The organism is Alteromonas macleodii (genome assembly GCF_903772925.1).
Lineage (GTDB): Bacteria > Pseudomonadota > Gammaproteobacteria > Enterobacterales > Alteromonadaceae > Alteromonas > Alteromonas macleodii_A.
On record NZ_LR812090.1, the window covers coordinates 3733030 to 3758850 of the forward strand.

General features: G+C 45.9%; 21 protein-coding genes. 8 read left to right on the forward strand and 13 right to left on the reverse strand.

All coding sequences use genetic code 11. From position 1 onward, the window contains the following. The first annotated feature begins 29 nt into the window (after positions 1 to 29). A complete protein-coding gene (locus PCAR9_RS16065) occupies positions 30 to 2351 on the forward strand; it encodes a xanthine dehydrogenase family protein molybdopterin-binding subunit (RefSeq protein ID WP_179984481.1) in 2322 nt (773 codons plus the stop codon). A 3-nt stretch (positions 2352 to 2354) separates the two neighbouring features. Further along, positions 2355 to 2828 (forward strand): (2Fe-2S)-binding protein, encoded by a 474-nt coding sequence (locus PCAR9_RS16070; protein ID WP_014950646.1) that lies wholly within the window; start codon positions 2355 to 2357, stop codon positions 2826 to 2828. Positions 2829 to 3206: 378 nt separating this feature from the next. Here PCAR9_RS16070 and PCAR9_RS16075 read toward each other — a convergent pair whose 3' ends face one another. The 4 genes from PCAR9_RS16075 to hisD are packed head-to-tail and all read right to left on the reverse strand — an operon-like array spanning position 3207 to position 6946. Continuing rightward, positions 3207 to 3953, reverse strand: a complete 747-nt coding sequence (locus PCAR9_RS16075; protein WP_179984482.1) for an HpcH/HpaI aldolase family protein — start codon at positions 3951 to 3953, stop codon at positions 3207 to 3209. Beyond that, positions 3946 to 4653: an alpha/beta fold hydrolase gene (locus PCAR9_RS16080; protein ID WP_179984483.1), complete on the reverse strand. Its 708-nt coding sequence runs from the start codon at positions 4651 to 4653 to the stop codon at positions 3946 to 3948. The genes PCAR9_RS16075 and PCAR9_RS16080 overlap by 8 nt, the downstream gene beginning before the upstream one ends. Continuing rightward, positions 4646 to 5668 (reverse strand): LacI family DNA-binding transcriptional regulator, encoded by a 1023-nt coding sequence (locus PCAR9_RS16085; RefSeq protein ID WP_014950649.1) that lies wholly within the window; start codon positions 5666 to 5668, stop codon positions 4646 to 4648. Before PCAR9_RS16085 ends, PCAR9_RS16080 begins: the two co-directional genes overlap by 8 nt. Further along, the gene (hisD, locus tag PCAR9_RS16090) at positions 5669 to 6946 is read right to left on the reverse strand and encodes a histidinol dehydrogenase (protein WP_039235455.1); all 1278 of its coding nucleotides are present in this window, start codon (positions 6944 to 6946) and stop codon (positions 5669 to 5671) included. A gap of 120 nt (positions 6947 to 7066) precedes the next feature. On the opposite strand from hisD, the gene PCAR9_RS16095 reads away from it, so the two are divergent. From PCAR9_RS16095 to PCAR9_RS16105, 3 genes are read left to right on the forward strand one after another with little or no spacing between them, the layout of a single operon-like run. Beyond that, complete coding sequence (locus PCAR9_RS16095) at positions 7067 to 7807, forward strand: SDR family NAD(P)-dependent oxidoreductase (RefSeq protein ID WP_179984484.1); 741 nt, start codon at positions 7067 to 7069, stop codon at positions 7805 to 7807. Positions 7808 to 7822: 15 nt separating this feature from the next. Continuing rightward, positions 7823 to 8827: a cupin domain-containing protein gene (locus PCAR9_RS16100; RefSeq protein WP_179984485.1), complete on the forward strand. Its 1005-nt coding sequence runs from the start codon at positions 7823 to 7825 to the stop codon at positions 8825 to 8827. 11 nt (positions 8828 to 8838) lie between these two features. After that, positions 8839 to 9855 (forward strand): ester cyclase, encoded by a 1017-nt coding sequence (locus tag PCAR9_RS16105; protein ID WP_179984486.1) that lies wholly within the window; start codon positions 8839 to 8841, stop codon positions 9853 to 9855. A 72-nt stretch (positions 9856 to 9927) separates the two neighbouring features. Here PCAR9_RS16105 and PCAR9_RS16110 read toward each other — a convergent pair whose 3' ends face one another. After that, complete coding sequence (locus PCAR9_RS16110; protein WP_179984487.1) at positions 9928 to 13083, reverse strand: WD40/YVTN/BNR-like repeat-containing protein; 3156 nt, start codon at positions 13081 to 13083, stop codon at positions 9928 to 9930. A 238-nt stretch (positions 13084 to 13321) separates the two neighbouring features. Between PCAR9_RS16110 and PCAR9_RS16115 the strand changes: the two genes are divergently transcribed. Beyond that, positions 13322 to 14128, forward strand: a complete 807-nt coding sequence (locus PCAR9_RS16115; RefSeq protein WP_179984488.1) for a GIY-YIG nuclease family protein — start codon at positions 13322 to 13324, stop codon at positions 14126 to 14128. 65 nt (positions 14129 to 14193) lie between these two features. Here PCAR9_RS16115 and PCAR9_RS16120 read toward each other — a convergent pair whose 3' ends face one another. Then, a complete protein-coding gene (locus tag PCAR9_RS16120; RefSeq protein ID WP_179984489.1) occupies positions 14194 to 14484 on the reverse strand; it encodes a hypothetical protein in 291 nt (96 codons plus the stop codon). A gap of 229 nt (positions 14485 to 14713) precedes the next feature. Here PCAR9_RS16120 and PCAR9_RS16125 point away from each other — a divergent pair, with 229 nt between their 5' ends. Beyond that, on the forward strand, positions 14714 to 15271 hold the full coding sequence (locus tag PCAR9_RS16125; protein ID WP_179984490.1) for a YceB family lipoprotein: 558 nt from the start codon (positions 14714 to 14716) through the stop codon (positions 15269 to 15271). 119 nt (positions 15272 to 15390) lie between these two features. Beyond that, positions 15391 to 17094 (forward strand): protein adenylyltransferase SelO, encoded by a 1704-nt coding sequence (locus PCAR9_RS16130; RefSeq protein ID WP_179984491.1) that lies wholly within the window; start codon positions 15391 to 15393, stop codon positions 17092 to 17094. Between the two features lie 63 nt (positions 17095 to 17157). Here the strand turns inward: PCAR9_RS16130 and PCAR9_RS16135 are convergent, their stop codons facing one another. The 7 genes from PCAR9_RS16135 to PCAR9_RS16165 all read right to left on the reverse strand — a co-directional run bounded on the left by PCAR9_RS16135 (position 17158) and on the right by PCAR9_RS16165 (position 25768). Beyond that, positions 17158 to 18264, reverse strand: coding sequence for a Gfo/Idh/MocA family protein (locus PCAR9_RS16135; RefSeq protein WP_179984492.1), 1107 nt, complete (start codon positions 18262 to 18264; stop codon positions 17158 to 17160). 31 nt (positions 18265 to 18295) lie between these two features. Then, positions 18296 to 19501, reverse strand: a complete 1206-nt coding sequence (locus tag PCAR9_RS16140) for a M24 family metallopeptidase (RefSeq protein WP_179984493.1) — start codon at positions 19499 to 19501, stop codon at positions 18296 to 18298. A gap of 186 nt (positions 19502 to 19687) precedes the next feature. After that, the gene (locus PCAR9_RS16145) at positions 19688 to 20806 is read right to left on the reverse strand and encodes an adenosylhomocysteinase (RefSeq protein WP_179984494.1); all 1119 of its coding nucleotides are present in this window, start codon (positions 20804 to 20806) and stop codon (positions 19688 to 19690) included. 110 nt (positions 20807 to 20916) lie between these two features. Then, positions 20917 to 23154: a polysaccharide lyase 6 family protein gene (locus PCAR9_RS16150; RefSeq protein WP_179984495.1), complete on the reverse strand. Its 2238-nt coding sequence runs from the start codon at positions 23152 to 23154 to the stop codon at positions 20917 to 20919. A gap of 49 nt (positions 23155 to 23203) precedes the next feature. After that, positions 23204 to 23695: a gluconokinase gene (locus PCAR9_RS16155; protein WP_136781790.1), complete on the reverse strand. Its 492-nt coding sequence runs from the start codon at positions 23693 to 23695 to the stop codon at positions 23204 to 23206. A 9-nt stretch (positions 23696 to 23704) separates the two neighbouring features. Next, on the reverse strand, positions 23705 to 24949 hold the full coding sequence (locus PCAR9_RS16160) for an Nramp family divalent metal transporter (RefSeq protein ID WP_179984496.1): 1245 nt from the start codon (positions 24947 to 24949) through the stop codon (positions 23705 to 23707). A gap of 51 nt (positions 24950 to 25000) precedes the next feature. Next, the gene (locus PCAR9_RS16165) at positions 25001 to 25768 is read right to left on the reverse strand and encodes an SDR family NAD(P)-dependent oxidoreductase (protein ID WP_179984497.1); all 768 of its coding nucleotides are present in this window, start codon (positions 25766 to 25768) and stop codon (positions 25001 to 25003) included. Between the last annotated feature and the right edge of the window lie 53 nt (positions 25769 to 25821).

Here is a 25821-nt window from a genome sequence, read left to right on the forward strand (position 1 = left end):
TGAAGGTCTTGACCTGAAACGGAGAATTTATGACAAAAAGCAACCATGCAGAACAAATAGAGACGATTACCTCCTCACAGAAACATGATCAATCCGGTAGTGATGACGAGCATAGTGTCGAGTTAGAAAACACCGGACGAAGAAAGTTTATTGGTTACATGCTTAAGGGGTCGAGTTTTGCTGTTGCGTTACATATAACTTGCGGAGCTATACGTCCTCAGGATGCCAACGCCCGGTTGTTAGGAATACCGGAACTTGCAGATGAACTGGATTTAACAGATCTGTTGCTTATCTCCGGTGACCCTTTCTACTACGATTATTTAATTAAGATAACGAGTGATAACCGTGTCCGTTTTGAGCTTCCAAGAATGGAGGTAGGGCAAGGTATATTAACTGCTGCAATGATGATTCTTGCCGAAGAGCTAGACGTCGAAATGTCCTCAATTGATGCGACTTTATCTCCGGCAGAAATCAGACGAGCGACTGGTCAAATTACAGGAGGCTCTCACGCCGTAACCTCTCTTTGGGATCCGTTGCGCAAGGTCGCGGCAGCGCTGTTACACAAGATAAAATTGTCAGCCGCAGTGCATTTCGGGATTTCTGTGAACGATATTAGTACAGAAAATGGCTTTGCAATAAATAACGATGGCAGCCGCATTGCTTACTCTGAGCTCACCGCAGGTGTTGAGGGACGCAACGATGCAGCTCGACTGGCAAAGCCTAAAGATCCGTCACAATACAAAATTATCGGTACGCGGCAAAAGCGGGCTGACGCGCGCGATATTGTTACCGGCAAACTAGATTTCGCGATGGATCTCGACATACCAGACGCGATGCCCACTGTGGTCGCTAGGCCACCCAGCTTAGGTGGTCGCGTGATCACGTTTGACGATTCTGAGGCAATAGGCCTGCCCGGCGTCCTTGCCATCAAAGAAGTTCCGTTGGATGTTGATGCAAATTCCTCTGGCGTGGCCGTTGTTGCGCGCTCCTTTGGCGAAGCTTTTCGGGCGCGTGATGCACTTAAAATTTCATGGAGTGTGGGTGCTGCCGAACATCTATCTGACGCCGAGGTCATTGAGCAGTTACGTGCGATAAACCTGCCAACCTTACCTAATATTCCTCTGGCTACCGATTCGGTTGGCGGCGAGTTCATCTTTCCTTATTTGGCGCATGCCCCTATGGAAACCATGACAGCAGTTGCTGATGCAACCGGCTCAAAGATCAGGGTATGGACTGGCGCCAAGACGCCCCTTGCAGCACAAGCCAAAATTGCGCGTGAACTTGGAGTCTTACCCACTGACGTTGAGGTGAATGTAATTCAGAGCGGCGGCTCATTTGGCCGTCGCTTATTTTTTGATGCAGCAGTTGAAGGCGCGCGTATTTCACAAATTGTAAACCGCCCCATCAAACTTATGTTTACCCGACAGGACGACACAAAGTTTGGCCGCGCACGACCGCTCAGCTTGCACAACGTAAAAGCGACTTACACTAGAGGTTTTTTAATTGGTAAAAAAGTGTTGTCGTTTGACCATCGCGCTGCGACCGCTGAATTGGATCTCGAACATGGCTTTGGCGACGGTATTACTGCATTGGGAGGAGAATTAGCTCCCGCTGCTTTCAGCCAGACAGTCTGGCACTCAACGCAACTAGTGCAATATAAGTTTGGTGTAACTTCCTTGCTGCTAAACGAAAAAAAATTCGTTGTGCCAACCTCCTCTTGGCGCGGCATCTACTCCGGCACAGCTGCCGTCGCAAACGAGATAGTTGTTGACGAATTGGCACGCGCAATGAACAAGGACGAATGCCAGTTTAGATTACAAATGCTGGATGATGAGCGCTCCAAAGCTGTTCTGCGGAAAGTTTCTCAAGAGGGCAATTGGGGAAGGAGAATGAAAAAAGGACGTGCCCAGGGCCTCGGGTTGCATAAAGAGTATAAGTCTCGAGCTGCCGTGCTTGTTGAATTACAAACGTTCAAAGATCCGGAGAAAGAAAGTAAAGTCACCAAGATTGTTGTCGCGCTGGATGTGAACCGAGTATTGAATCCAACCGGCCTTGAGGCGCAAGTTATCGGTGCGGCAACCGATGCCATTACCTACATGATTCGCACCAGTTTACACCTCGACAATGGCGCAATACGCGAGAGCAGTTACGGCGATTTTGAAATTGCTCGAATGCGCAACACGCCACCGGATATTGAAGTGCACTTTATGCCGCCTAACGGAGAAACACCGGGAGGTGCAGGCGAGTTGGTAGTGCCTGCGGCGGCAGCGGCGATAGCCAACGCATTTGCTAGGGCGACGGGTATTGCACCACGTCGTTTTCCACTTCGTGACTTCTATCCAGAGGGTTAATTCATGCCACAAATTACATTTAACGTTAACAATAACCCGGTTTCTATCGACGCTGAAAACGATGATGAGCTTCTGTATCTCTTGCGTGATCGACTTGGTATTACTGGCCCAAAATATGGTTGCGGTGTTGGGGTGTGTGGCGCTTGCACTATCTTTAAAGACGGGGAACTAGCCCGCCCATGCATTGTTCCGATGGAAGAAGTGGAGGGTGCATCGCTAACCACTATTGAAGGGCTTGCGGTCGATGACATTCTGCATCCGGTGCAAGAAGCATGGATAAACGAAGATGTCGCTCAGTGTGGGTTTTGTCAGGCGGGACAAATTTTAACCGCCGTCAAACTCTTGGAGTCTAATCCCAATCCCAACGATGATGACATTGATGATGCTATGAGCGACAACATCTGCCGCTGTGGTACCTATCATAGGATTCGAAAAGCCATTAAACATGCTGCAGCTTTGATTCAGCAGACGACATAAGAGGCTAATTTTTGGGGAAATGGGTTGGTCTGAGAAGAACACCTTAATTTATATAAGCTCAGATCTAATCTGAGTATTTCGCCTATAGGGTTGGCAGTCTTATAGGCTGCTTAAAGCGAATTACAGGAATTTCACCTGCTTCTAATTGGAGGGCTGCTCTACGTACACACCTGCCATTCAAATACTTACAAATAGAAAACGGGGACTAGAGTGTTCACTCCATCAAATCATAGGCACTTCAAAAACAGCCAAATATCTATCACTGCACCTTTACCGATAGCATTGAGACAAGAGCCACACAAAAAATCGCAACGTTCATTAAAAAAGGCAGCCAAAAGGCTGCCCCAATCAAAACAAAAAAGGTACAACTCCGTCTTTTTACGCCTTATCAAACGTCTCGCGCAGTGCTTTGGCGCCGCTTAACATAAAACCGTGGTCAGAACCTAATAAAAATAGAGAAACGCCTTTTTCTTTCCAGTAGGCCAGCTCTTCTAAATTACCCACGAACATGCCCGTAGCTTTTCCTGCCTTGTGGCTTACTTCAACCAAGTGTTCAACCGCTTGTTTAACTTTTGGGGCGTCTGCACTGGTTTCGCCAAGTGCTACGGTTAAATCCATTCGACCTATAAACAAGCAATCGACACCGTCAACGTGTGCAATGGCTTCTATGTTCTCAATTGCGTCTAAATCTTCAAGCTGGGCAACAATACTAACGTTTTTGCCCGCCTCTAAATTTTCACTCAGTGGCTTTGTTGTGTAGCCTGCAAATCGGCTTGAACCTGCATAGCCTCTTCCACCAGCACCGTAGTGACAATGCCTTACGATGGCACTTAGCTGTTCCGCCGTTTTCACATGGGGCACAACTACACCGTCTGCGCCCATATCTAGCACATTTAGCAGTGTTTCTGGGGCATCGTTTGGTGTTCTTACTAGAACAGGCATGTTCCCTGCTCTAGCCGCAAGAATACAGGTGTCTAAATCCTGTCTTGAAAATGGTGCATGCTCAGCATCTAAACACAATACATCCATGCTAGCGTGCGCCAATACTTCAATTACATTGTAATGGGGCGTTTTTATGAACGTACCCAAAAGGCTTTGCTTGTTTTTAAGCGCTTGTTTAAGCATGTGCTGCGCCTCCGAAAAAGTTATACAAATGCAGGTTCACTTGTGCGCTTTGCTCAAGCATTGCGAAATGCCCCGCGTCTTCAATCAGCACCAATTCGCTATTTGCCGCCAGGCTATGCATTCTTTGCTGTTCTGAAGGCGGGCAAAGTACATCGTTGCAACCGCCAATTATCAGCATTGGATGTGCGCAATTAGCTAACAGTTCGCTAGCATCCGGGCGCGTTGCAAGAATTTCGAGCTGGGCTTTATAATTCTCAATTCCTGTATCCTGCGCCATCTGAGCAATTAGTTTCATTAATGCTTCATTGGGTTTATGTAGATATACATTGCTAAACTGATCGTGAATAAGCGTTTCTAAACCATGCGAAACGGCATAGTTTAGATGCTCGCTTCTGGCTAATCGCCCTTGAGGTTTGTCTGCATGTGCATTGCTGTCTAGCAATGCTATTTTTTCAATTCGCTCGGGAACGCGCGCTAAAAGTTCAAACGCCACCATACCGCCCATTGAAAAGGCGCAAATGCTGAATGGCTCGCCTTCATCAAAAAGATGTAACGCGTGACTGGCAACATCACTCAGGTTGTCATGCTGGTCATACTCTAAGGTAATGCACTGATGACCAGCATTAGTTAAGGTCGTTATTTGGTTGGTAAAAACGTTTCCGGTACAAAGGGTTCCGGGTATAAATAATAGTTTACTCATTATCTCTTGGCGCAGCGGCCACTGAGTTTCCTTCAATGAGCTTGCCCGGCCAGTAACGTGTCTCTGGCGGTATATCAGGGCTCTCAATTAAGTTAACCAGGGTTTCTACTGCTGCTTTTGTCATAAAATAGGTTGGCTGACTTACGGTAGTCAGCTGGTAGCTGTGCCACGAAGAAGCACTGATACCATCAAACCCAACAACTGAAATATCTTCAGGTACCCGCAAATTCAGGTTTTCCCGTATTTCGTCAATGGCACCAATTGCCATTGTGTCGTTGGCACAAATAATTGCAGTAGGAAGCGCATTTTTCTCGGCATAAGCACTTAAGCACTCTCTCGCCGAGTCATAGCTGTAGTCGCCATAAACCACGTTGGTGTCGGTAAACCCATGAGATAATAAGGCATTCCTTGCTCCACTTAACCTTGCGCGGGCCACATCAGAATCTTTTGGGCCAGCCATAATTAAGAAGTGCTGGTGATGATGGTTAACTAGAATATCCACCAACATGCGAAGGCCTTGGTCATGGTTACAACATACCGAGCTTACACTGTGATCAGGAAGCTCACGGTTATACAACACCACTGGAATATTGTGTTTAGCAAACTGCGTGACACTGTCGGGTTCGAAGTGCGCTGTAAGCGCGACTACGCCGTCGACCTGGTACGCTAATATTTGCTCAATAACCGTTTCTAGCTGCTCTGCGTCATCAAGTGTGAATAACAGCACCCGCTTGTTTTTCTCAGCGATGTGTTTATTTAGCTGTGCCAACACTTCGGGGAAGTTCACATTAGCTCGCGATGAAATAATTACCGCAATCATGCCCGTGCTTTGGTTTATCAACATGCGTGCAATGGCGTTAGGTTTGTAGCCTAACTCCTCTGCGGCTTTTAGCACTTTTTCACGGGTTTTCTTAGATACGCTAACGCCCGGGCGATATACCCGCGACACTGCCGACTGAGAGACTCCTGCTGCGTGGGCAACGTCATATGACGTCACCCTATTTTTTTTATTCAATTATTTTTTTCCGTAACGACGTAATCGAATGTCAGCCTGTTCTTTGTGACCTGCAAAACCTTCAATTGCACATAAACGTGAACAATACTCGCCAACCATCACTGAGGCTTCTTCCGTAACACGCTGGTATGTACAGGTTTTTAAGAATTTACCAACCCATAGACCTCCAGTATAACGACCTGCGCCCTTCGTGGGTAGAGTGTGGTTTGTACCAATACATTTGTCGCCATAAGACACATTGGTTTCAGGGCCTAAAAACAGTGCACCGAAGTTACGCATGTTCTTTTGAAAGTACGGCACGTCTTTCGTCATAATTTGAACGTGCTCAAATGCTAGGTCGTTAGCGACCTCTAACATTTCATCATAGGTGTCGCATACAATGACTTCACCGTAATCTCGCCATGCGACAGAGGCCACATCTGCAGTAGGTAAAATAGTTAACTGGCGCTCTACTTCGGCCATGGTATCTTTACCCAGTTGCTCGCTGTTGGTAAGCAACACGGCCGGAGAATTAAGCCCATGCTCAGCCTGCCCTAGCAAATCCGCCGCACATAATTCGCCATCAACACTGTCGTCAGCAATAACTAACGTTTCTGTTGGACCCGCAAAAAGATCAATACCGATGCGGCCGAACAATTGGCGTTTTGCTTCGGCCACAAAGGCATTGCCCGGCCCAACAATCATACTTACCGGTTCAATAGTATCAGTGCCCACAGCCATAGCGGCAATCGCCTGTACACCACCAAAGGTATATATTTCATCAGCACCGGCTAAGTCCATGGCTACAATTACCGCTGGTGCGGGTTTACCCTGAAACGGAGGAGTAGCAGCAATAACCCGTTTCACACCAGCCACCTTTGCCGTAACAATGCTCATGTGTGCTGAAGCCACCAGCGGATACTTACCACCGGGTACATAACAACCCACACTATCTACCGGAATATTTTTGTGGCCAAGCACTACACCGGGCAGCGTTTCAACTTCAACGTCTTTCATTGACTCACGCTGAATGGTCGCAAAGTTTCGAACTTGTTCCTGCGCCCATTTGATATCGCTAATCTCTTGTTCGGTTAACTGCTCATAACATGCGTCAATTTCTTCACGACTCAACCTGAAAGACTCCGGAGTCCATTTATCAAACTGACCAGAGTATTGCGAAACAGCTTCGTCTCCGCGTTTTTCAATATCGCTAATTATATTTTCAACTATCTCTTTAACTTTCTGATTATCAATTGCTTTTTCTTCAGCCTGCTTGCCTTGCTTCAAGTACTTGATCACGGTCTATTCCTCTACAAAGGTGAATGAGATGTTACATTAATCGAACAAACATTTATCTTGATCTTCACCAAAAATTACATAAGAATGACTTCGAATGCAATTATTATTTTGAGGTGACATGTGGCTTTCTCTCAAGACCTATTAAAAGACAAGACAATTTTGGTTACAGGTGCGGGTAAAGGCATTGGTAAAGCGTGTGCTTTATTGGCTGACGCATGTGGTGCAAATGTTATTGCTGTGGCGCGTACCGAGAGTGACCTTGTGGCGCTTAAGAACGAGAGTTCAGAAAGGCTAAGCTTTTGGGTGGGAGATGTTCAAGATAAGGCGCTTTATGAAAAGATCCAAGCACTTCCCCTCCTCCATGGATTAATCAATAACGCCGGAACGAACCGCGTTGCGCCGATGCAAGAACAGAGCGATGAGAATATTGACGATATTTTGAATTTAAATATTCGCTCTGCATACAAAGTTGCGCAGGCCGCTATTACGCCAATGCTTAAAAGTCAGGCTCCATCCATTGTTCACATGTCATCACAAATGGGCTTTGTGGGCTCTCCTGGCCGCACGCTTTATTGCTTAAGCAAACACGCAATTGAAGGCTTAACGAAAGCCATGGCTGTGGAACTGGCGCCGAATAATATTCGCGTCAATAGCGTAGCGCCAACATTTATTAAAACACCAATGACTGAGCCGATGCTTCAAGAACCAGCGTTTGCTGAAATGGTGATGAACAACATTCCCTTACAACGCTTAGGCAGCGTCGAAGACGTTGCTAACGCGTGCATATTTCTACTTAGTGAATTGTCTATGACCACCACGGGTAGTTGTCTTAAAGTCGATGGCGGTTGGACCGCCCATTAAATACGAGGTATCACCGTGTCAGTATTATCCGAGCGTTTAGTCCGCTATGAAGAATTAATCCCATGCCGCAACGCGTTTATCGATACGCGCTCGCCAGGCAGTGATCAAAAAGAGAACTTCACCATAATTGGTCCAGGTGTCGCCGAAAACCCTGACCAGCATGTTCACATTGCTATTCCGCACGGCTTTAACATTGGCGGAGCTCGTCAGCCTCCCGGCTGCCTTAACTCGCAGCATAGCCACCTAACCGAAGAAGTATTTGTTGTGTCTCAAGGTAGCTGGCACTTTACTACTGGCGTTGAAGGCAACGATGCCGTAGTGCGTATGGAAGAAGGCGACATAATTTCTATTCCTATGGATTTGTTTCGCGGTTTTGAAAATGTAGGCGACGGCACGGGATACCTTTACGCAGTATTGGGACAAGACGATCCAGGTCGTGTACTTTGGGCTCCTCAAGTTTTTGATATGGCCAGCGACTACGGGCTTGTCTTGCTCGAAAACGGTGGTTTAGTTGATACTACTCTGGGACAAAAAATTCCTGAAGGCGTTGCGCCTATGCCAAAAACATCGGCAGAACAAATAGCGCAACACCGCGTAATTGATGATGAAGCGTTAGAGCAGTGCGTGGTGCGTTTAGCTGATTTCCCGTTTAGCAACAACACGGCATTAACCCAAGGAACAGAAGTTTTGGAAGCACCGCTTATCGGCCCTGCAAGTGCCGATGAAAAGCTTGGTGAAACAAAGCTAAACTGGTCTCATGGATTCTGCGTTCGCGCCCTTAAATTCAAGCCGGGTGCTTTTATTACTACGCACAAACGCTTCGAGGAAGAAGTAGTATATGTGCAAGACGGCTGCATCAAAATGCTTATTGACGGCGAAGCGCTCATTCTTAATAAAGGCGATACATTTACCACACCTATTGGCGCAGTTCGCAGTTTTGCGCAGCAAGGTGATGAGGTAGCATTAATTTATGTGACCCGACGCGGTGACACAGCCAAAGCCCCAGAATTTATTGATTAGAGGCAAATACGATGTCTACTTTTTCAAATATAGCACTGAAAAAAGCGTTTCTTCCTTTTCGAGAAGCACAGTACGACTTTGACCTCGAAAAGCTAAAAACGCTGGGCGATACCCTTTTTTCACAGGATGCCGCCATTAAGTTTTGTGTGCCTTTTGATGACATGACAGGCCACCGCGAAATGCTAGATAAGGTGTATGCGCCACTGCTGGAGTCTGTCCCCGATCTTGAGCGCCGCGATACCATAATTATGGTTGGCGAGGACGACAAACAATTGCGCTGGTTAGGTTGCTGTGGTTACTACACTGGGCGTCTTGAAAAGCCCTGGTTAGACATCCCTGCGACTGGTGATCAAATTCATATGCGCTTTCATGAGTTCTATCGTTTTGAAGGCGACACCATAGTGGAAGTTCAAGCCATTTGGGACTTGCCTGAAGTCATGATGCAAGCAAAGTGCTGGCCGTTTAGTCCAAGCTTAGGTACCGAGTGGCATGTGCCGGGGCCAACAACCCAAGACGGAATACACTTGCTTGAAGAAGACAAGTCACTTACCGCACAGAGCCATCAGCTTGTACTTGATATGCTAAATAGTTTAGGAAAATTCGCCGAAGGCGGTGTTGCTGCCATGAACCTAGACAAATACTGGCATCCTAAATCAAACTGGTATGGCCCATCTGGTATTGGTACCGGACGCGGTATTCAAGGCTTTCGCAATACCCATCAGGAAGCGTTTTTAAACGGTATGCCTAACCGCGTGGGCGACCCCGCAAACGGCCATTTGTTCTCCGAAAATAATTATGTGGGGTTCACTGGCTGGCCTGGCATGAGCATGACCATTTCAGGCGATGGCTGGCTTGGCATTGTGCCAAACGATAAGCCCATCACTATGCGCAGCTTAGATTTTTGGCGCAATGAGAACGGCATGATACGCGAGAACTGGGTGCTAATAGATTTACTTCACGTATACCGTCAGCTTGGTGTTGATGTATTCGCCCGAGTTAAACAGTTGACCCGTAACAAGTATCGATAACTCCCGTTAAAGATGCTTTTTGCCCCGTATTGCTACTTCGTAATACGGGGCTTTTTTATGGTTACCTCAATCCTATAAACTCTCTAAATCAAACGCGCCTTGCTTTGAGAGCTTTTCGTTCAATGGCTTCACTTCTTCACCAAACAAGGTTTCTAGCTGTACTTTATACTGCTGCCACTTTGCTTCTAAGTCTTCCAATCGTTTAAGTGCGCCAGCTTGTGCAGGCGCGCCTGTTCTGTCGAAGTTATCCATTAAGAAACGTACTTGTCTGTCGAGCATATTGGGCCAGTTAATGTCATCTTCAAAAGTTTGATGTTTGGGCTGAATAACCAACGCTTCCCAGTCGTCGATTGCACTAACAATGCGCTCGATTGAAGCCGACACATCGCTTGCCAGCATTACGTTATCTTCAGACACACCGTTTAATTGCGCTCTAACATCACGGGCTTTTTGCAGGTGAGCAAACAAATCATTGAGTAAAGTTTCTGTAGCCTGAATGCTCTTTTCAACCACTTGAAGTTGCGCTTTATCTGCTTCTTCTCTTGGGTCTGGAAGTACTTTAAACGCGCGGGTTTGTGCCTGTTCACCCACTGTGATTTTCGCTTTGTAGTCTCCAGGCATAACTCGGGCGCCGTTCCAACCACCAAACAGTTTCACATTCTCGATGCAGTTCAACGGCTCACGTCGAAGATCCCATACAAATTCGTTGTAACCCGCTTTTGTTGCAGGGTGTTTAAATTTAACAGGGCTGCGAACGTCTTCGTTCCCCTTCGCGCACTTCTCAAATGCACTCGGTGCAGATGACAGTGTGCGAACCAGCTCGTTATCGGCATTAAATATATCAATGCGTAGCGTTTGCTCTTCTTCTAACGCGCCTTTCAGGTAATAACGGAAGGTAGCGCCACGTGGTGGGTTTTTCGCTTGAGGCTGGTCAGTCATGCCACCGCCAGATAGCAAGCGAATGCCATCTACGGGTTCAAACTGAAACAGCGCTTCGCCATCTAGCGACTTGTGCACTTCACGTAGCGGACTCATGTCGTCTAATATCCAAAAGCCTCGCCCTTGGGTTGCAATGACCAGATCATCACCTTTAACCTGCATATCGGTAATCGCCACAGGCGGCAGGTTTAAGTCTAGCTCTTGCCAGTGTTTACCGTCGTCGAAACTAATAAACATACCGCTTTCTGTACCCGCGAACAGCATACCTTCGCGCTCTGTATCTTCACGCACAACACGAACAAAGGCGTCCTCTGGTAGGCCTTCGTCAATACGCTTCCAGCGCTTACCGTAGTTGTCGGTTTTGTAAATGTAAGGCGTGTAGTCATTTAATTTATAGCCTGCTACCGCAACGTAAGCTTTGCCTTGTGCATGAGGGCTAAGTTCTATGGCATTGACCTGCGCTTCTTTTTTATGAGGCGTAACATCTTTCCAGTTTTTGCCTTCATCACGGGTTATATGCAGCTTACCGTCATCGGCTCCAACCCAAAGCTCGCCTTTGTTAACTGCCGATTCGGCAATATAGAAAACCGTGTTGTAGTATTCAGCACCAGCTTGCTCGTTCGTTATAGGGCCGCCATTCAGCCCCTGCTTTTCAGGCTCGTTACGGGTTAAGTCTGGGCTTATTTCCTGCCAGTTCACACCGCGATCTGTGGTTTTTAAGATCATCTGCGTGCCGTAGTACACGGTGTCAGGATCATGCTTTGACACTACCACTGGGGCATTCCAGTTGGTGCGGTACTTTTGATCACGTGCGTTTCTGCCAAACACATATTCAGGGTAAGGCATAATGGGCCGCGTAAGCCCAGTATCGCGGTTGTATTCGGTTAACGTTCCATTGATGGTAGTGGCATAAATCAGTGTTGGATCGTCAGGGTTAAACGCAATATGCGCGCTCTCACCACCGCCCACGGCAAACTGATCTTCTATTCCCACGCCGTCACCCCAAGTTTGAGAGGGCGTTGCCATGGTCGAGTTATCTTGCTGTCCGCCATACACATAGTAAGGGTTTAAGTTGTCGGTAATAACGCGGTAAAACTGCGCCGTTGGCTGGTTGTAAATGCTTGACCAGGATTCACCGCCGTCGAAGGTAACGGTAGCGCCACCGTCGTTAGCGTTGATCATGTTTAAGCTATTTTCAGGGTTTATCCACATATCGTGGGTATCACCGTGGGGCAGAGATTTAATTTCGAAGGTTTTGCCGCCATCAATAGATTTGTGCAACTGCACATTCATTACATAAAGGGTGTTTTCGTCGTTTGGGTCAACTTTGATGTGGTTGTAGTACCACGCACGAGCTTTAAGAATATTGTCGCCGTTCATTAGCGACCACGACTTACCCGCATCGTCACTGCGATATACACCGCCTTCTTCAGCCTCGACAATGGCATACAGGCGCTTCGGGTTAGACGCGGCAATATCTACACCGACTTTACCAATAAGCGTAGGCAGTCCTTTTTCTAACTTGTCCCAGCTTTCACCGCCATCTGTTGACTTATAAAGGCCACCACCCTCGCCGCCTGACTTAATAAACCAAGGCGTTCTGCCGTGATGCCACATGCTGGCATAGAGAATTCTGGGGTTAGATGGGTCTATTGCTAAGTCAGCGGCGCCGGTATCGGCGTTTACTTTTAACACATGCTGCCATGTTTCACCGCCGTCAATCGTTTTGAATATACCGCGCTCTTCGTTAGGCCCCCATATATTGCCCTGTACTGCAGCCCAAGCTATATCGGGGTTGGTGGGATGTATGCGAATTTCAGGGATTTGTCCGCGTTTATCTAAACCTACCAGCTTCCAGGTTTCACCGCTGTCTGTAGATTTATAAACACCTTTACCGTGGCTAGTGGTTACGCCTCGAATAGGGCCTTCACCCGTACCTACGTAAATAACGTTAGGATCTGAAGGAGCAACGGCGATAGCGCCAATACTGCCTACTTTGAATGTTTTATCGGATATGGCTGTCCACGATAAACCCGCGTTTTCGGTTTTCCAAACACCGCCACCTGCGGTGCCCATAAAATAAAGGTTGGTATTACCTTCAACCCCGGTAACCGCCACCGAACGCCCACCGCGGTAAGGCCCAATAAATCGATACTCCATTTTATCGAAAAGCTCAGGGTTAACGGTATCTTCAAGTGCGAATGCAGAATGCGAGAAACTAGAAAGAGCGCTCATGCAAATAGCAAGCGCAGCCACCATTTTCCCAGAAATCAGTCTCTGTGAAACCATAGAAAGTGCCTTGTCGTGTTTTTATTTTTAATAAGAAGAATTTCTTATACTGCGTTGTTAAAGGCGTTATGGCAAAAGTTTTTGTAGTGAACATGTTTACACTTATTAGAAACGAGGAACCTAAGCTTCTCTACTCTTATGGTAAATCAGAAGTAGGAAATCCTCTTATAGTGCGTTCCCTTTAACTGGGATATAGATAGAAAAAGACTAATGAAAGCAACCACTGAGAAGTTTCAACATGGATTATTACGTTTACATACTGTTTGATACCAAGACCAACGATGTTTTCTACGTAGGGAAAGGTAAAGGCTTTAGAATCGATCATCACGAAAATGACACTATCGAGAGTGAGAAAACTTCTAAAATTAAAGAGTTACAAGAGGCTGACCGTTTCGGCAAGCGTGTTGTGGGCCGATACCATACAGAGAGCGAAGCCCATGCTGTTGAAACTGTGCTTATAAAGTGGGTTTACGGCTTTGATAACCTTACGAATAAAGTGCATGGCCGTTATTCCGCGCTAATACGAACAATAGGTAATTACGAAACGATCCCAGGTATTGATGTGGAGTACACACCTAGCCTCAACGACGGTTCGTTCACTAAAGCTCAGCAAGAGAAGTTTGTTAAAAATAACATTGAGGCCAAGCTAGAATCAATCAAGGAGAACATTGAGCCACTTCTTGAAGGTACCCAATATTCTATGAGTGAGATTATTGGCACGTCACCGGCTGATACTGGTCTTTGGATAAATAATCCTTCCATGGACGTTTCTATTAGGCTAAAACTGCCGTTAGCAGGAAGAACAATTAGCCCAGAGTTTGTAAGCACAAATACAGACAAAGAATCGAAAGCTCGCTTTGCACAGGCCATGGCCCCACTAAAAGTAAACAATGGCAGCGTAGGTAGCTACATTGGATTACAGAATTATCTTGAGCGAGCAGGGATTAATAAAGATATTGAGGTACGCCCAAAAGCCGATGATATTGATGAGATCTTCAATGTCGTAACATTCATGATGGAACAACTTAAAACTAAACACAGTTAGACGATTAAAAAGGCAGGTCCATAGGTTTTATTAGCATGGACCTGAACTGATTCTTAGCTTCCTTTCTAAAAATAGTCCCTCAACACACACTCGCTGTTAGAAAGTTTAGCGACAATTCGGTCGCCAAAACCAGGGAAAAACTCAATAGTAAGAGAAACCCCTTCTCCTCGGCTTTCCATTGGAAAGCCACTTAACCACTTAAGGTAGGTTTCTACTTCACTATTTGTCAGCGCCATCGACTTATTCAGATCATCTTTAGTTGACTGAATAGTCTCTCTGTCGAAGTCACTGCTACTAACATCTTGTTTTTCAGGCTCTGCAGTATTATTCGTTTTCGTACGTGGTTGTGTTTTCATGGCGCTTCCTTCAAGTCATCACTACCAAACTAGATGTTTCTTTGTCATCAACACGCAGATTAAACAAAGTACTGGGTTGCCTGAATAAGCCGTTGTCTTAGCGAGTTAACGATTTCATTGTTCTTCCCTTGTATCAGCCCGTACAATAAAGGCACTTCGTTGTTACAGCGCCAGTGTTTTTTACTCGCACTGTGTAATTCGACAACTCATTGCTTAAAGAGACTTTTTTATGAGAATTTTACTTTCCGTTACCTTCGCTGCCATTCTTGCCGGCTGCGCTACTATTTCTCAATTGGCGGTTTACACTGTATCTAATGCCGAGTTAGAACAAGTGCTTGATAGCCAATTGAGTAAGCTGCAAAAGCAAACCTCACTTGCTGGTATCCCTCTTTATCTAGATGTGGAAGATATGACGGCGACCATTGGCCCAGATGGCAGAGACGTGGTTCAGTTAGGCGCAATTGCTACTGCTCGAGTAAGTGCCTTTGGCTTGAACTACCCAGCTAAGGTAAGCCTTTCATTAGAAGGCACGCCTTATTACGACAGTGAGGAAAAGGCGATATTTGTGCGCTCGTTGTCGCTACTTGATAGCACCGTTGATGCAGGCGGTTTTAAAGGTAATTTGGCACCTGTGAGCGGCGAATTTATGCAGCTAATCAACGGTTATTTGGCCACGAATCCCGTTTATCGCTTAGATCCTGCGAACAAAGCGGTAAGCATGCTTTCAACCGTACCTTTACAGCTAACCGTTGAGCAAGGGCAGCTTGCACTTCGACCTAAACAATAATCATTGTGTAACCGTACCAATTGTCGTGTACCGAGCGTCGAGTGTTTCAGCCATACTAAGGTAGGCGAAGCCTCGACGCCAAAGAACAAACTTCCGCTTTAGTAAAATAGGCAGGCATAGTGACAGAACGCATTAAAACGCTAGATGAATTTGCACAGCACGTAAATTACTCATTGCTTAATACCCTTACTCCAGACCCGCAGTCGACGTGCGATGGCAACGACCATGACCCGCGCCAAGTGTTCTCAGGTCACTATGTGCCGGTTACTCCGACCCCATTATCTTCGTCCAAATATATTGCGCACAGCGAAACGCTATTTGTCGAATTGGGCTTAGACGACAGTCTGGCAACATCTAAAGATTTCACCCAGCTGTTTTCAGGCGACATGTCAGCAGTGCCCGAACCTATGCAGCCTTTCGGCTGGGCAACCGGCTACGCACTTTCAATTTACGGTACGGAGTATACACAGCAATGCCCCTTTAGAACGGGTAACGGCTACGGCGACGGCCGCGCAATTTCTATCGTTGAAGCAGTATTAAACGGCAAGCGTTGGGAAATGCAGTTAAAAGGTGCTGGTCGCACGCCTTACTGCCGCGGCGCAGACGGGCGCGCCGTATTGCGCTCTAGCGTGCGCGAATTTTTAGTGCAAGAACACATGCATGCTTTGGGCATTCCCACTTCACGCTCCTTAAGCTTGTTTATGTCTGAATCAGACACGGTAGACAGGCCTTGGTATCGCGAAGGCTCTCATTCCTATGAACCTGAAGTAATGGTAGAAAATATAACGGCTATATCCACCCGCGTCGCTCCTTCCTTTTTGCGCGTTGGGCAAATTGAGCTTTTTGCTAGGCGTGCACGCTGCAACGAACACAGCGAAGCGTTAAACGAACTAGAAGCCATTGTTAAACACCTCATCGCGCGAGAGTATTCAAGTGAAATAGACACTACAGCGCCGTTTGACGAGCAAGTGGTAACGCTGGCTGAGCTATTTAGAAGCAGGTTAACTCACCTAGTTTCTAATTGGGTTCGTGTAGGTTACTGCCAGGGCAATTTTAACAGCGATAACTGCGCCGCCGGTGGCTTTACGCTGGATTACGGGCCATTTGGCTTTTGCGAGTTTTTTGAAGCCGACTACCAGCCTTGGACAGGCGGTGGTCGTCACTTCTCGTTTTTAAACCAGCCCATAGCTGCGCAAAAGAACTTTGATATGTTCTGCCGTTCACTAATGCCACTTCTAGAAGACAACAGTAAACAGCTATCTAAGCTTAACGAGATCAACGACGGTTTTTCTGGCGTTATGGAAAGCGCTATGGAGAGCATGTGGGCAACAAAGCTTGGTACTGCCAGCTACGACCACGACTTGCTGATTAAGCTGCTGCAATTAATGCTGCGCACAGGCGTAGACTACAATCTGTTTTTCCGAGAGCTATCATCGATACCTGAAGATATTGCGGGTTTGACGAAAAGCTTTTACTACCCACCTAAAGCAGAGGTAATGACAGAATGGAAAGCGTGGTTACAAACCTGGCGTGAGCGTATTGAAAAGGACGCCGAAACACAAGGTGATGTTACAAACGCTATTGCTGCTGTAGCAGAGAATATGCGCAAAGCTAACCCTAAATTCACTTGGCGCGAGTGGCTTATTGTGCCTGCCTATAAAGCCGCCGAGAAAGGTGACTTTACCCAAATTCACGAACTACAGAAGATACTTACCGCGCCTTACGATGAGCAGACAAAAGAGGTAGAGAATAAGTATTATCAACTGCGCCCACTTGAATTTTTCAGTGCTGGTGGTGTTGCACACTACAGCTGCTCTTCGTAGAGCTTTGGTGCAAAAGACCTTTGCATTTTGTTTTAGCAAAGGTCTCCCTTGTTGCCGATATAACTACTTCAAATATACGGTTTTACCGGTTTTGGCACTTTCTCTAGCCGCATCAAGAATTTCTACTACCACCATATTGTTTTCCAGCGCAGATAGATCATGAGGTGATATAGAAACTTCCTCGTTGATGAGTGCTTTGAAATAGTGGAAAGGGTCGTTATATGGCGCAGCTCGTTCAGGCAGGGTAAGTGTTGTTTCTTCAAAGTCGTCGTACCCTTTCGCAATGCGCATTCGGTAGTTATGACGATTGTCGGCATATACTGCGCCTGTCTCACCGTAAATTTCCATATCTTTGCGCCCTATTGGCCAGTTCCAAGACCCTTGCACAATGGCATTGGCGTTTTCATAGCCTAGAACAATGATAGATTCGTCATCTACCTGAGGGTTGTTTTCTGCTTGAAGCTGTTGAGTGATTGCCGTTACGCTCTGCGGCTTTCTCCCTTCCATCAGCCAAGTCATAAGGTTTGCACCATAGCAACCGAAGTCGACAATCGCGCCGCCTCCGTTTTGCTTCGGATCAACAAGCCAGTCTAAAAACTCACTGTTAATGCCAAGTTTCGCTGGCCCCTTATGACCATCGCGTACTATGACTTTGCGAATGTCGCCAACTTCGTCATTCTTTATTGCTTCATACGCTTTGTGATTGGTGGGATACCACGTGGTTTCATAGTTGGTGAGTAGATGAATGTTGTGCTTTGTGGCGAGGGCTTCCATTTCCGATGCGTGTTCCATATTAATCGCAAGGGGCTTCTCAACCATAACGTGAACGCCGCGCGGCGCCGCCTTTTGCACGACTTCTAAATGCTCGTAAATGGTACCAAACGCAGTGACTGCCTGAACGTCTTGTGCGGCGAACATGGCGTCCATCGAATCATACACTTTGTCCATGGAGTAGTTGTGCTGCGTGGCATAACGCTGAGCCAGATCTTTGTTTTGCTCAACAATGCCAACAATCTCAAATTCTCCATGTTTTTCGCTTTCGAAAATCCAATGAACATGGGTGTGGGTTAACCCAACCACACCTATCTTTAGCTTATCCGAAGCGTGTGCACTGCCAAAAGACAACGCAACCAATAGCGCACTTAAAAACCTGCCCACCGTTTTTCTCATCTTTATTCCTTTAAATGTTTTTTAGACGCTACTAAAGCGCATCAATCGATTCGCTAGGCTCAGTAAACCAAACCGGGCCCTCTTCGGTCATATAGAAGTGATCTTCTAATCGAATACCGAACTCGTTTGGCACCACTATCATAGGCTCGTTACTGAAACACATGCCAGGTGCTAGCGGGTGAGGATTATCTTTTACTAAATACGGCCATTCGTGAATATCCATGCCTATGCCATGTCCCGTTCGATGAGGCAAACCTGGTAAGTTATAATCTGGTCCTAAGCCATCTTTTGCTAAGCTGTCTCGCGCGGCTTTATCCACATCGCCACAAGGAACACCAACTTTTGCAGCGTTAAATGCGGCAAGCTGCGCGCGCTTTTCGCTTTCCCATAATACTCGTTGCTTATCGGTTGGCTTACCAAAACAATAGGTTCGAGTGATATCAGAGAGGTAGCCATGAACCTTACAACCGGTATCAATCAATACTAAGTCGTTTTTCTTTAATACCTGCGGGTCTTTAACGCCGTGGGGAAACGAGGTCGCTTTCCCAAAAAGCACGATGCAAAAATAGTTACCGCTGGCGCCTACTTTTTTATGTGCATCATTGATAAATGCTTCAACTTCTGTCGTGGTTATGCCTTCATAAAGCATACTGGCTGTGGCTTTGTGTACAGCAAGGGTCATGTCCATAGCACGCTGAATGAGCGCGAGTTCATTGCTGGATTTGTGCATACGACAGTGCGCAGTTACCTCAGCACCATTGATGATTTGCCATGGTTGTCCCAGCAATTTATTAAAACCATCTACAATAAAAAATTGCGTAGACTCATCAACACCCAGCTTGCTGCCACCCGCTGTGTCCAGCTCACTCAACATAGAAATGGCAAGCGCGTATGGGCTTTCATGTTCTTGCCAACCGATAATCTCGCCATCTACTAGTTTACGCTCGTTTAATGAGTCTATTTCAAACGTAGGGGCAAGATATACAAGGTCGCCTTTTGCAGGCAAAAGCGCGCCGACCAAACGTTCGCTGGCGTACCATTGCATGCCTGTGAAATACGCTAAGTTAGTCCCCGCGTTTAGATATAACGCGCCAATGCCATGCTGCTGCATGTAATGCTGCGCCTTGGCAATTCGGGCTTTGTATTCAGAGAGTTCTATGGGGTGCAGATCGCCTGTCATGTTGACGAGGCTATCTAAAGCCTGTTGTGGTGTTTTTGTGCCTATTGTTCTGCCCATCTCTTTGTCCCTACACTGGCGCAAGGCTGATTATCTATTGGAGTGTGCATCAGCCCGCCTTAACTATGAATTTATTTAAGCGGGCACACTGTACAATAATGGGTAGGAAAGTCGAGATAAGCGAGGGTAGCGATGCCTGTTAAATGGCGTAACTATTGCTGAACACTCGCTTACTACAACTCAATTTTAAAGAGCACTTTTCCACGCAGCTTCTGGAAGTAAGTACAAACCTTTCTCGCTTGTTGCACCTTCATTCACAATATAGCCGATGCCCGCAGCCATCACGGCTAGGGTTACGTCAAACGCATTGATGCTGTCACCATAGCCCGCTGTTAAATTAAACATAGAACCATCAGCGAGAAGATAAAGCGTTTTATCGCCCAGCTTATAAGCGTTCACATAAGGCATTGGCTCACTGTGAGTAGCGTTATTTTTAAGATACGGCACATCAATTTCTTGCGCCACGTGACCCACATTTAAAATAAACGCGCCATCTTTCATGCTGTCTAAATGTTTTGAATTCACTACGCCATACGCACCAGTTGCAGTGGCAATAACATCAGCTTGGCTAGCAGCTTCATTCAAATCAACCACTGGCCAACCGTCGTATTTCGCCTGGAGTGCTCTTGCTGGGTCAAGTTCTGCAACTTGAACCTGCGCTCCGAATGCCTTTGCCGACGCAGCAACGCCTTGCCCTACCAAACCATAACCAATAACAACCACTACTTTTTCGTGCAGGGTTAAATGCGTGGTTTGAAAGAAGGTTTGCCATGCGCTTAAACCCACCATGTGCCTGTTGTGAAGCCCTTCTTTAACTGGCAAATCATCCCAGTTAAATATCGGGTAATTTGGCGCCATACCGTTTAAGCGGTTAATGCCAGAACCCGTTGCTTCTAAGCCCGATACAATGCTTGGAACTGGCTTGTTTGCTTTTATATTTTCATGCAGTCGAGTAGTAAGGTCCGCCCCCATTTCACATAAGTGAGTGGGTTGCCATGCTAGCGCTTTATCGAATGACTCAGACCAATCAGCATCGCTCATATCACGCCATGCATGAGCTGTTGCGCCTTTATCTACAAGATAAGACACCACGTCATCTTGCACTGTAGTAGGATTACAGGTGGTAAGAAAAATGTCGCACCCTCGTGAAAGTAGTCCTTCAACCAAAGGCGCCATTTTCAAATCTAAATGCATGTTGCAAGCAAGTTTAACGTTCGACAGGTCGGGAAGTGATGCGATGGCTTTGCGAGTGCGAGGCATATGCAGGCTGGCCCACGCCAACTCTGCTTGAAAATTTTGGTACATGAAAAGGATACTCTGAGAAATCTAAGAACAGCAATACTACGTCAGGTATCCTGCAATTCACAAGTTGTGATTATAAAAGGGCTTTTTGTATAAAAGCCCTTTTAATGATTTTATTGGTAGCTAACGTTTTCAACGCTGTATTCTTCGTTGTTAGCCCTAATTTTAGGCGTATTGTGATGCGATACATTTTCAATAACGGTAATTGGTTCGCCGTTAGTTAAGTAAAGCGAAATTGGGGCACTGTCTGTAAGCGTAGTATCGTCGATATGAAGATTTTGTACGCCGTGGAAATACATAGATGCGCCAGTCCTATGGGTTTTACCTGTCCCGACGTTTTGCAACGTATTACCTTTAACCCTTACCATTGGGCCAAATGTGCTTTCATCAAAGCCACCGCGGTACACGGTTACTACTTCCTCTTTCACATCGGTGAAGGTATTGCCTTCAATCGTAAGATTTTCAACACTGTAAACCCCTAAATCTTCCGTTTCTTTATTCAACGAGAGAATAGCCCCTGTGATATTGCTCATGTCAGAGTTGGCAATAACAATTTCATCAGCAAACGTGCCAGGGTAAGCCTTAAAGAAGTAAAAGTAGCCGTTGATGTTAAGGTCTGTCACTTTCACATTATCTACAAGTAGCGAATAATTGATATTCATTGAAGAGCGGCTGGTTCTGATAATGCTATTGCCTTTGTAATCGGGTGAAGCGGCGCCATCAAACCAGAGGTTGTTCAGCGTTAAAGCCCCACCATTGCGAATAACGATAAAGCTTGGTTTCTCTGAACGGATAACAGGTTTAGCGCCCGGCTTTGCCATCACCGTAACCGGGTGGTTAATATTCGCAAAGCGGGTTAACAAATATTCGCCACCATTTTCCAGCACTAGCGTGTCGCCTGGCTTGCTGTTTTCAAGGGCATTAGCAAGGGTGTCTATGCCCTGGCTAACCGCAATTTCTTTGCCGCTTCCAAATGCAACTTTGCCGTCTTTTTTATCGTAGTAAGGTGCACCCACCTTATCTTTGGTAACAGGCAGCTTAATTTCCCCGAAATCAATATCATCAATTAAACTTTGCTCAGGGATCATTAAGCCGTACTCGTTCTTCATTACCTTATAGGGGGCTGTCGTAAAGCCTTTGCCAATTGGGTTTTCAGACGTTTGCGTTAACACATTACCTTTAAAGTTTATGCCTGATACATCATCAAACACCGTAATGGGTGTATCGTTGTATTTACCCAAAATAATATTGTTTTGCATTTCAGAGCTTTTAGGTGGTGCTGAGCGCTCTTCATCTGCACCCGCACCTAATTGAATATAGTCACTGTCGATCACGATATTATTATTCATGACAGAGTCAATTACTGGGTCGTAACGGTTAGGCGGTGAATTAGGTACGCCGTTCATAATGACGAGTGCGCCGCGAAAACGTCTGCCGGTTAGGCCATATAGGTAGTTGTTCTTTACAGTTTGGTGTTCGTTAATGATGCGAATACCGCCGGTATTTGGCTTTCTATTACCAAGAAAGTAATTATTTTCAACCCGCGTATAATGCCCATGGCGCATTGTTAACGTGCCCTGAGCTTCAAAAAACACATTGCCTAAAAAGGTGTTTCCACTCGATTTGTTAGAGATAATTTCGTGTTCTCCGCTGGTGCGATCGAAATAGTTGTATTGCACTAGTGTATTGGCATATTCGCGGGAAAAGTGACTGGTGCCTATGCGTAAGGTTTCACCACCATTAGCACCAAGCACCTGCCTTGGGCCAAAGTAGTTGTACTCTATAACGTGGTGATTCTCTCTACTTTCTTTCGAGTTCATTCTCACCGCAACTGTTACGCCACGGTTACGTTTATTAATAAACGAGTTATGGTCGATACGATTGTGTTTACCATAAATAGCAAGCCATAAATCTGAAAGCTCACGCTCTGGGTGACTAAAATCGTCAATAACAACATTCGTTAAACGGGAATAATTTGCCAGCTCTGTAGGCGAGGTTTTAAATGCAATCACTTCGCCTGTAGGTGTATGCCCGCGGGTAAACACTAGCCCATCAACCACTAAATATTTGCCCGAAAGACTCAAGTTAGACTGCCCGGTAATTATTACCTCACCGGGGGTTTGTGCATTTAAAGTTATAGGTTTGCTTTCGGTGCCTTCACCTTTAAATACAAGTTCAACGTTTGTCCACTCACCGTTCGCAAGGGTTATAGTGTCGCCCGGTTTTGCCGTTTCTACTGCTTGGTTAAACGCTTCAATATTAGAAACAAGAGTGGCAAATGCTGAGCTACTGAAAAACAGCAATAGCGCTACACCCAGAATATTTAGTCTACTTACCAATATATGATTCATTTTCTAACCTTGTTATTAACAACGCTGACAGCCTTAAATGGTTAAGGCGTTAAACATTTCGATTTATAAATTTAATAGCACTATGAACGACTTCTTCTACCGGCATTGCCACATCTATATGCTTGCCATAGTAAGGCAACTGGAAAGTATTTAGCTGCGAACGCAGTAATTTGGGATCGAAAAAGTGATCGTTACGAGAAGAAAGTCTTGAAGCCAACAAAGCCTCACTGCCTGTAAGCACTATCCAATGAACAGGCAACGTTTTATTCGCACTTAGTATATTGCGGTAAGCTTCTTTCAGTGCCGAGCACGCCAGCACTGCACCTCCAGCTTTTTCATGTTCAATAAGTAAATTGGAAAGCGCTTCTAACCATGGAAATCTGTCTTCGTCATTGAGCGCTTTTCCCCGCTTCATTTTTTCTATATTTGCTTTAGAGTGAAAATCATCTCCGTCGAAAAACGGAAGTGAGTAATGCCCGGCGAGTGCTTTACCCACGGTTGACTTACCTGTACCCGACACACCCGCAACTACAATCAACATATTAAAGCCTTATACTTGTTCCAAAAGCGCTACCACGCCGTTAGCTGAAATAATCACCGCAAAAATAAAAGCCATTACTAGTAGTGTATTTAGCAACTTTCCTGGCGCATCTTTTTTCATTAAGGCTTTTTTGTTTGCCAAAATTAAGATGCCTAAAGTGACTAATGGCAATACAAACACATTGAATACTTGAGAAAGTATTTGCCCTTTTATGGGGTTGAAGCCGAACACGGGAATAATGAGTGCCACCAAACAAGCGATACCTGTTATCACTTTGAACTGTGTTGATTTGGTATCTAGCTTACCAGAGCGATAATCTGCAATAAGAAGAGGGGCTATTAGCAAACAAGGAAACACGGAAGAAAGCCCTGCAGCTAGCGTCCCGAAAAAGAATACGGTTAATGCCGTTTTGCCTGCTATTGGCTCAAGGGCATTCACCATGTCTAATACATGCGTAATCTTTTTCCCTTCGTGAAACAGTGCACCATGGGCAACAGCCATAACCGATGCGCTTATGATAAATACCAAAATGGCTGCAACAATTGCATCTTTCTTTTGCTGCCCCTGATTAGCCATGCCCCAGCCTTTGCCCTGAATAAACAAAGGGCGAGATAAAAACGTGGCAGCGGCCATTGTTGTGCCCACAAACGCAGCCACCATCATCTTTCCGCCTGGTACATCGGGTATTGAAGGTACAAAGCCAGCAACGACCTCGGAAGGAAGCGGGCGGACAACAAAGAGTGAGAATACGAAAGAAATTCCCATGCACGAAACAAACATCACCAGTATTTTTTCAAAAAGCGAATATCTACCGATGAGCATAATGGCGTACATAATGCCGATGACAGACACTGCAATGCCTAATACCAGCTCGTACTTATATTGGTTAAGAGCGGGGGAATAAAGCGCCAGCATCTCAAATATGATGTTTGACGAAATACCAAGAATGCCCATGAGGGAATTCCATTGCCCAAATGTCACGCCGACTATAATTAAGATGGCGATAGTACGTCCGAACTTAAGATGCTTTTTAAACGCAAAAAGTGCTGTTTCGCCAGTGACTATGGCGTAATTGCCATAGGCATATATGAGCGCTCCTGAAAACAGGCAACTTAAAAACAAAACCCACAATAGCGACATTCCGTAAGTACTGCCCGCCACTATCATAGATGTAACGCTACCTGTTCCTATGGTGTAACCTATTGCAAAGAACGCCGGCCCGAATGCCATTAGCTTTTTGAGAATCGGCAACATTGTACTACCTCTTTTTATAATTTATTCGGCACGCATCAAGCTTCGCCAGGCTTACGCCATGTATACGCCACCGTTAATGTCCAAGGTGGCGCCTGTTATAAACCCGTTGTATTCCGATGCTAAATAGGCCACTGCGCGAGCTACATCTCGGGGATTTCCCGCACGCTTCAACGGTATTTCGCTAATGGTTTTGTTCGCTGATTCATCGGTGGTGTGAGTTGAATGAAAGCGCGTCCCTAATATAAGACCAGGTGTAACCGCATTAACTCGAATACCTTCGCCTGCAAGTTCAGCCGCTAGTGAACGAGTGAAGGTGAGTACCGCTCCTTTCGACGTTGAATACGCAAGCGAGCCTCCATGGCCTCCCTTTCTTCCCGCTAAAGAAGACAAATTCACTATCGAAGCCCCATCGTCTGCCGATTTCAAAAGGGGAAGGAGTACACGACTAACCATCATGGTTGAGGTGACATTCACCGCCATGACCTTTTCCCAGAACGCATTGTCTATATCGTCTAGCGTATGGCGTTCTACAAGATCTCCGGTGTTATTCACTAAAATATCCAAAGAAGACGTTAAAGAGAGGATCGTTTTAGCAAACTCATTCACAGCTTCTTCGTTCGTTAAATCGGCTTGGACAGGGATTATTTCTCCCACACCCGATTCCAAAACTTCTTTTTGTAGCTCTTTTACCGCATCTTCAGAACGGTAATAGTGAACAATAACAGTTGCGCCTTGCGCCGCTAGTTCAGAAGAGATTGCTCCCCCAATACCACTTGCACCGCCAGTGACTAGGGCTTTTTTTCCAGACAATGAATTCACTTTGACTCCTTATTTTTATCAAAAATCTTATTGATAAACCGTTTTAGTATCTT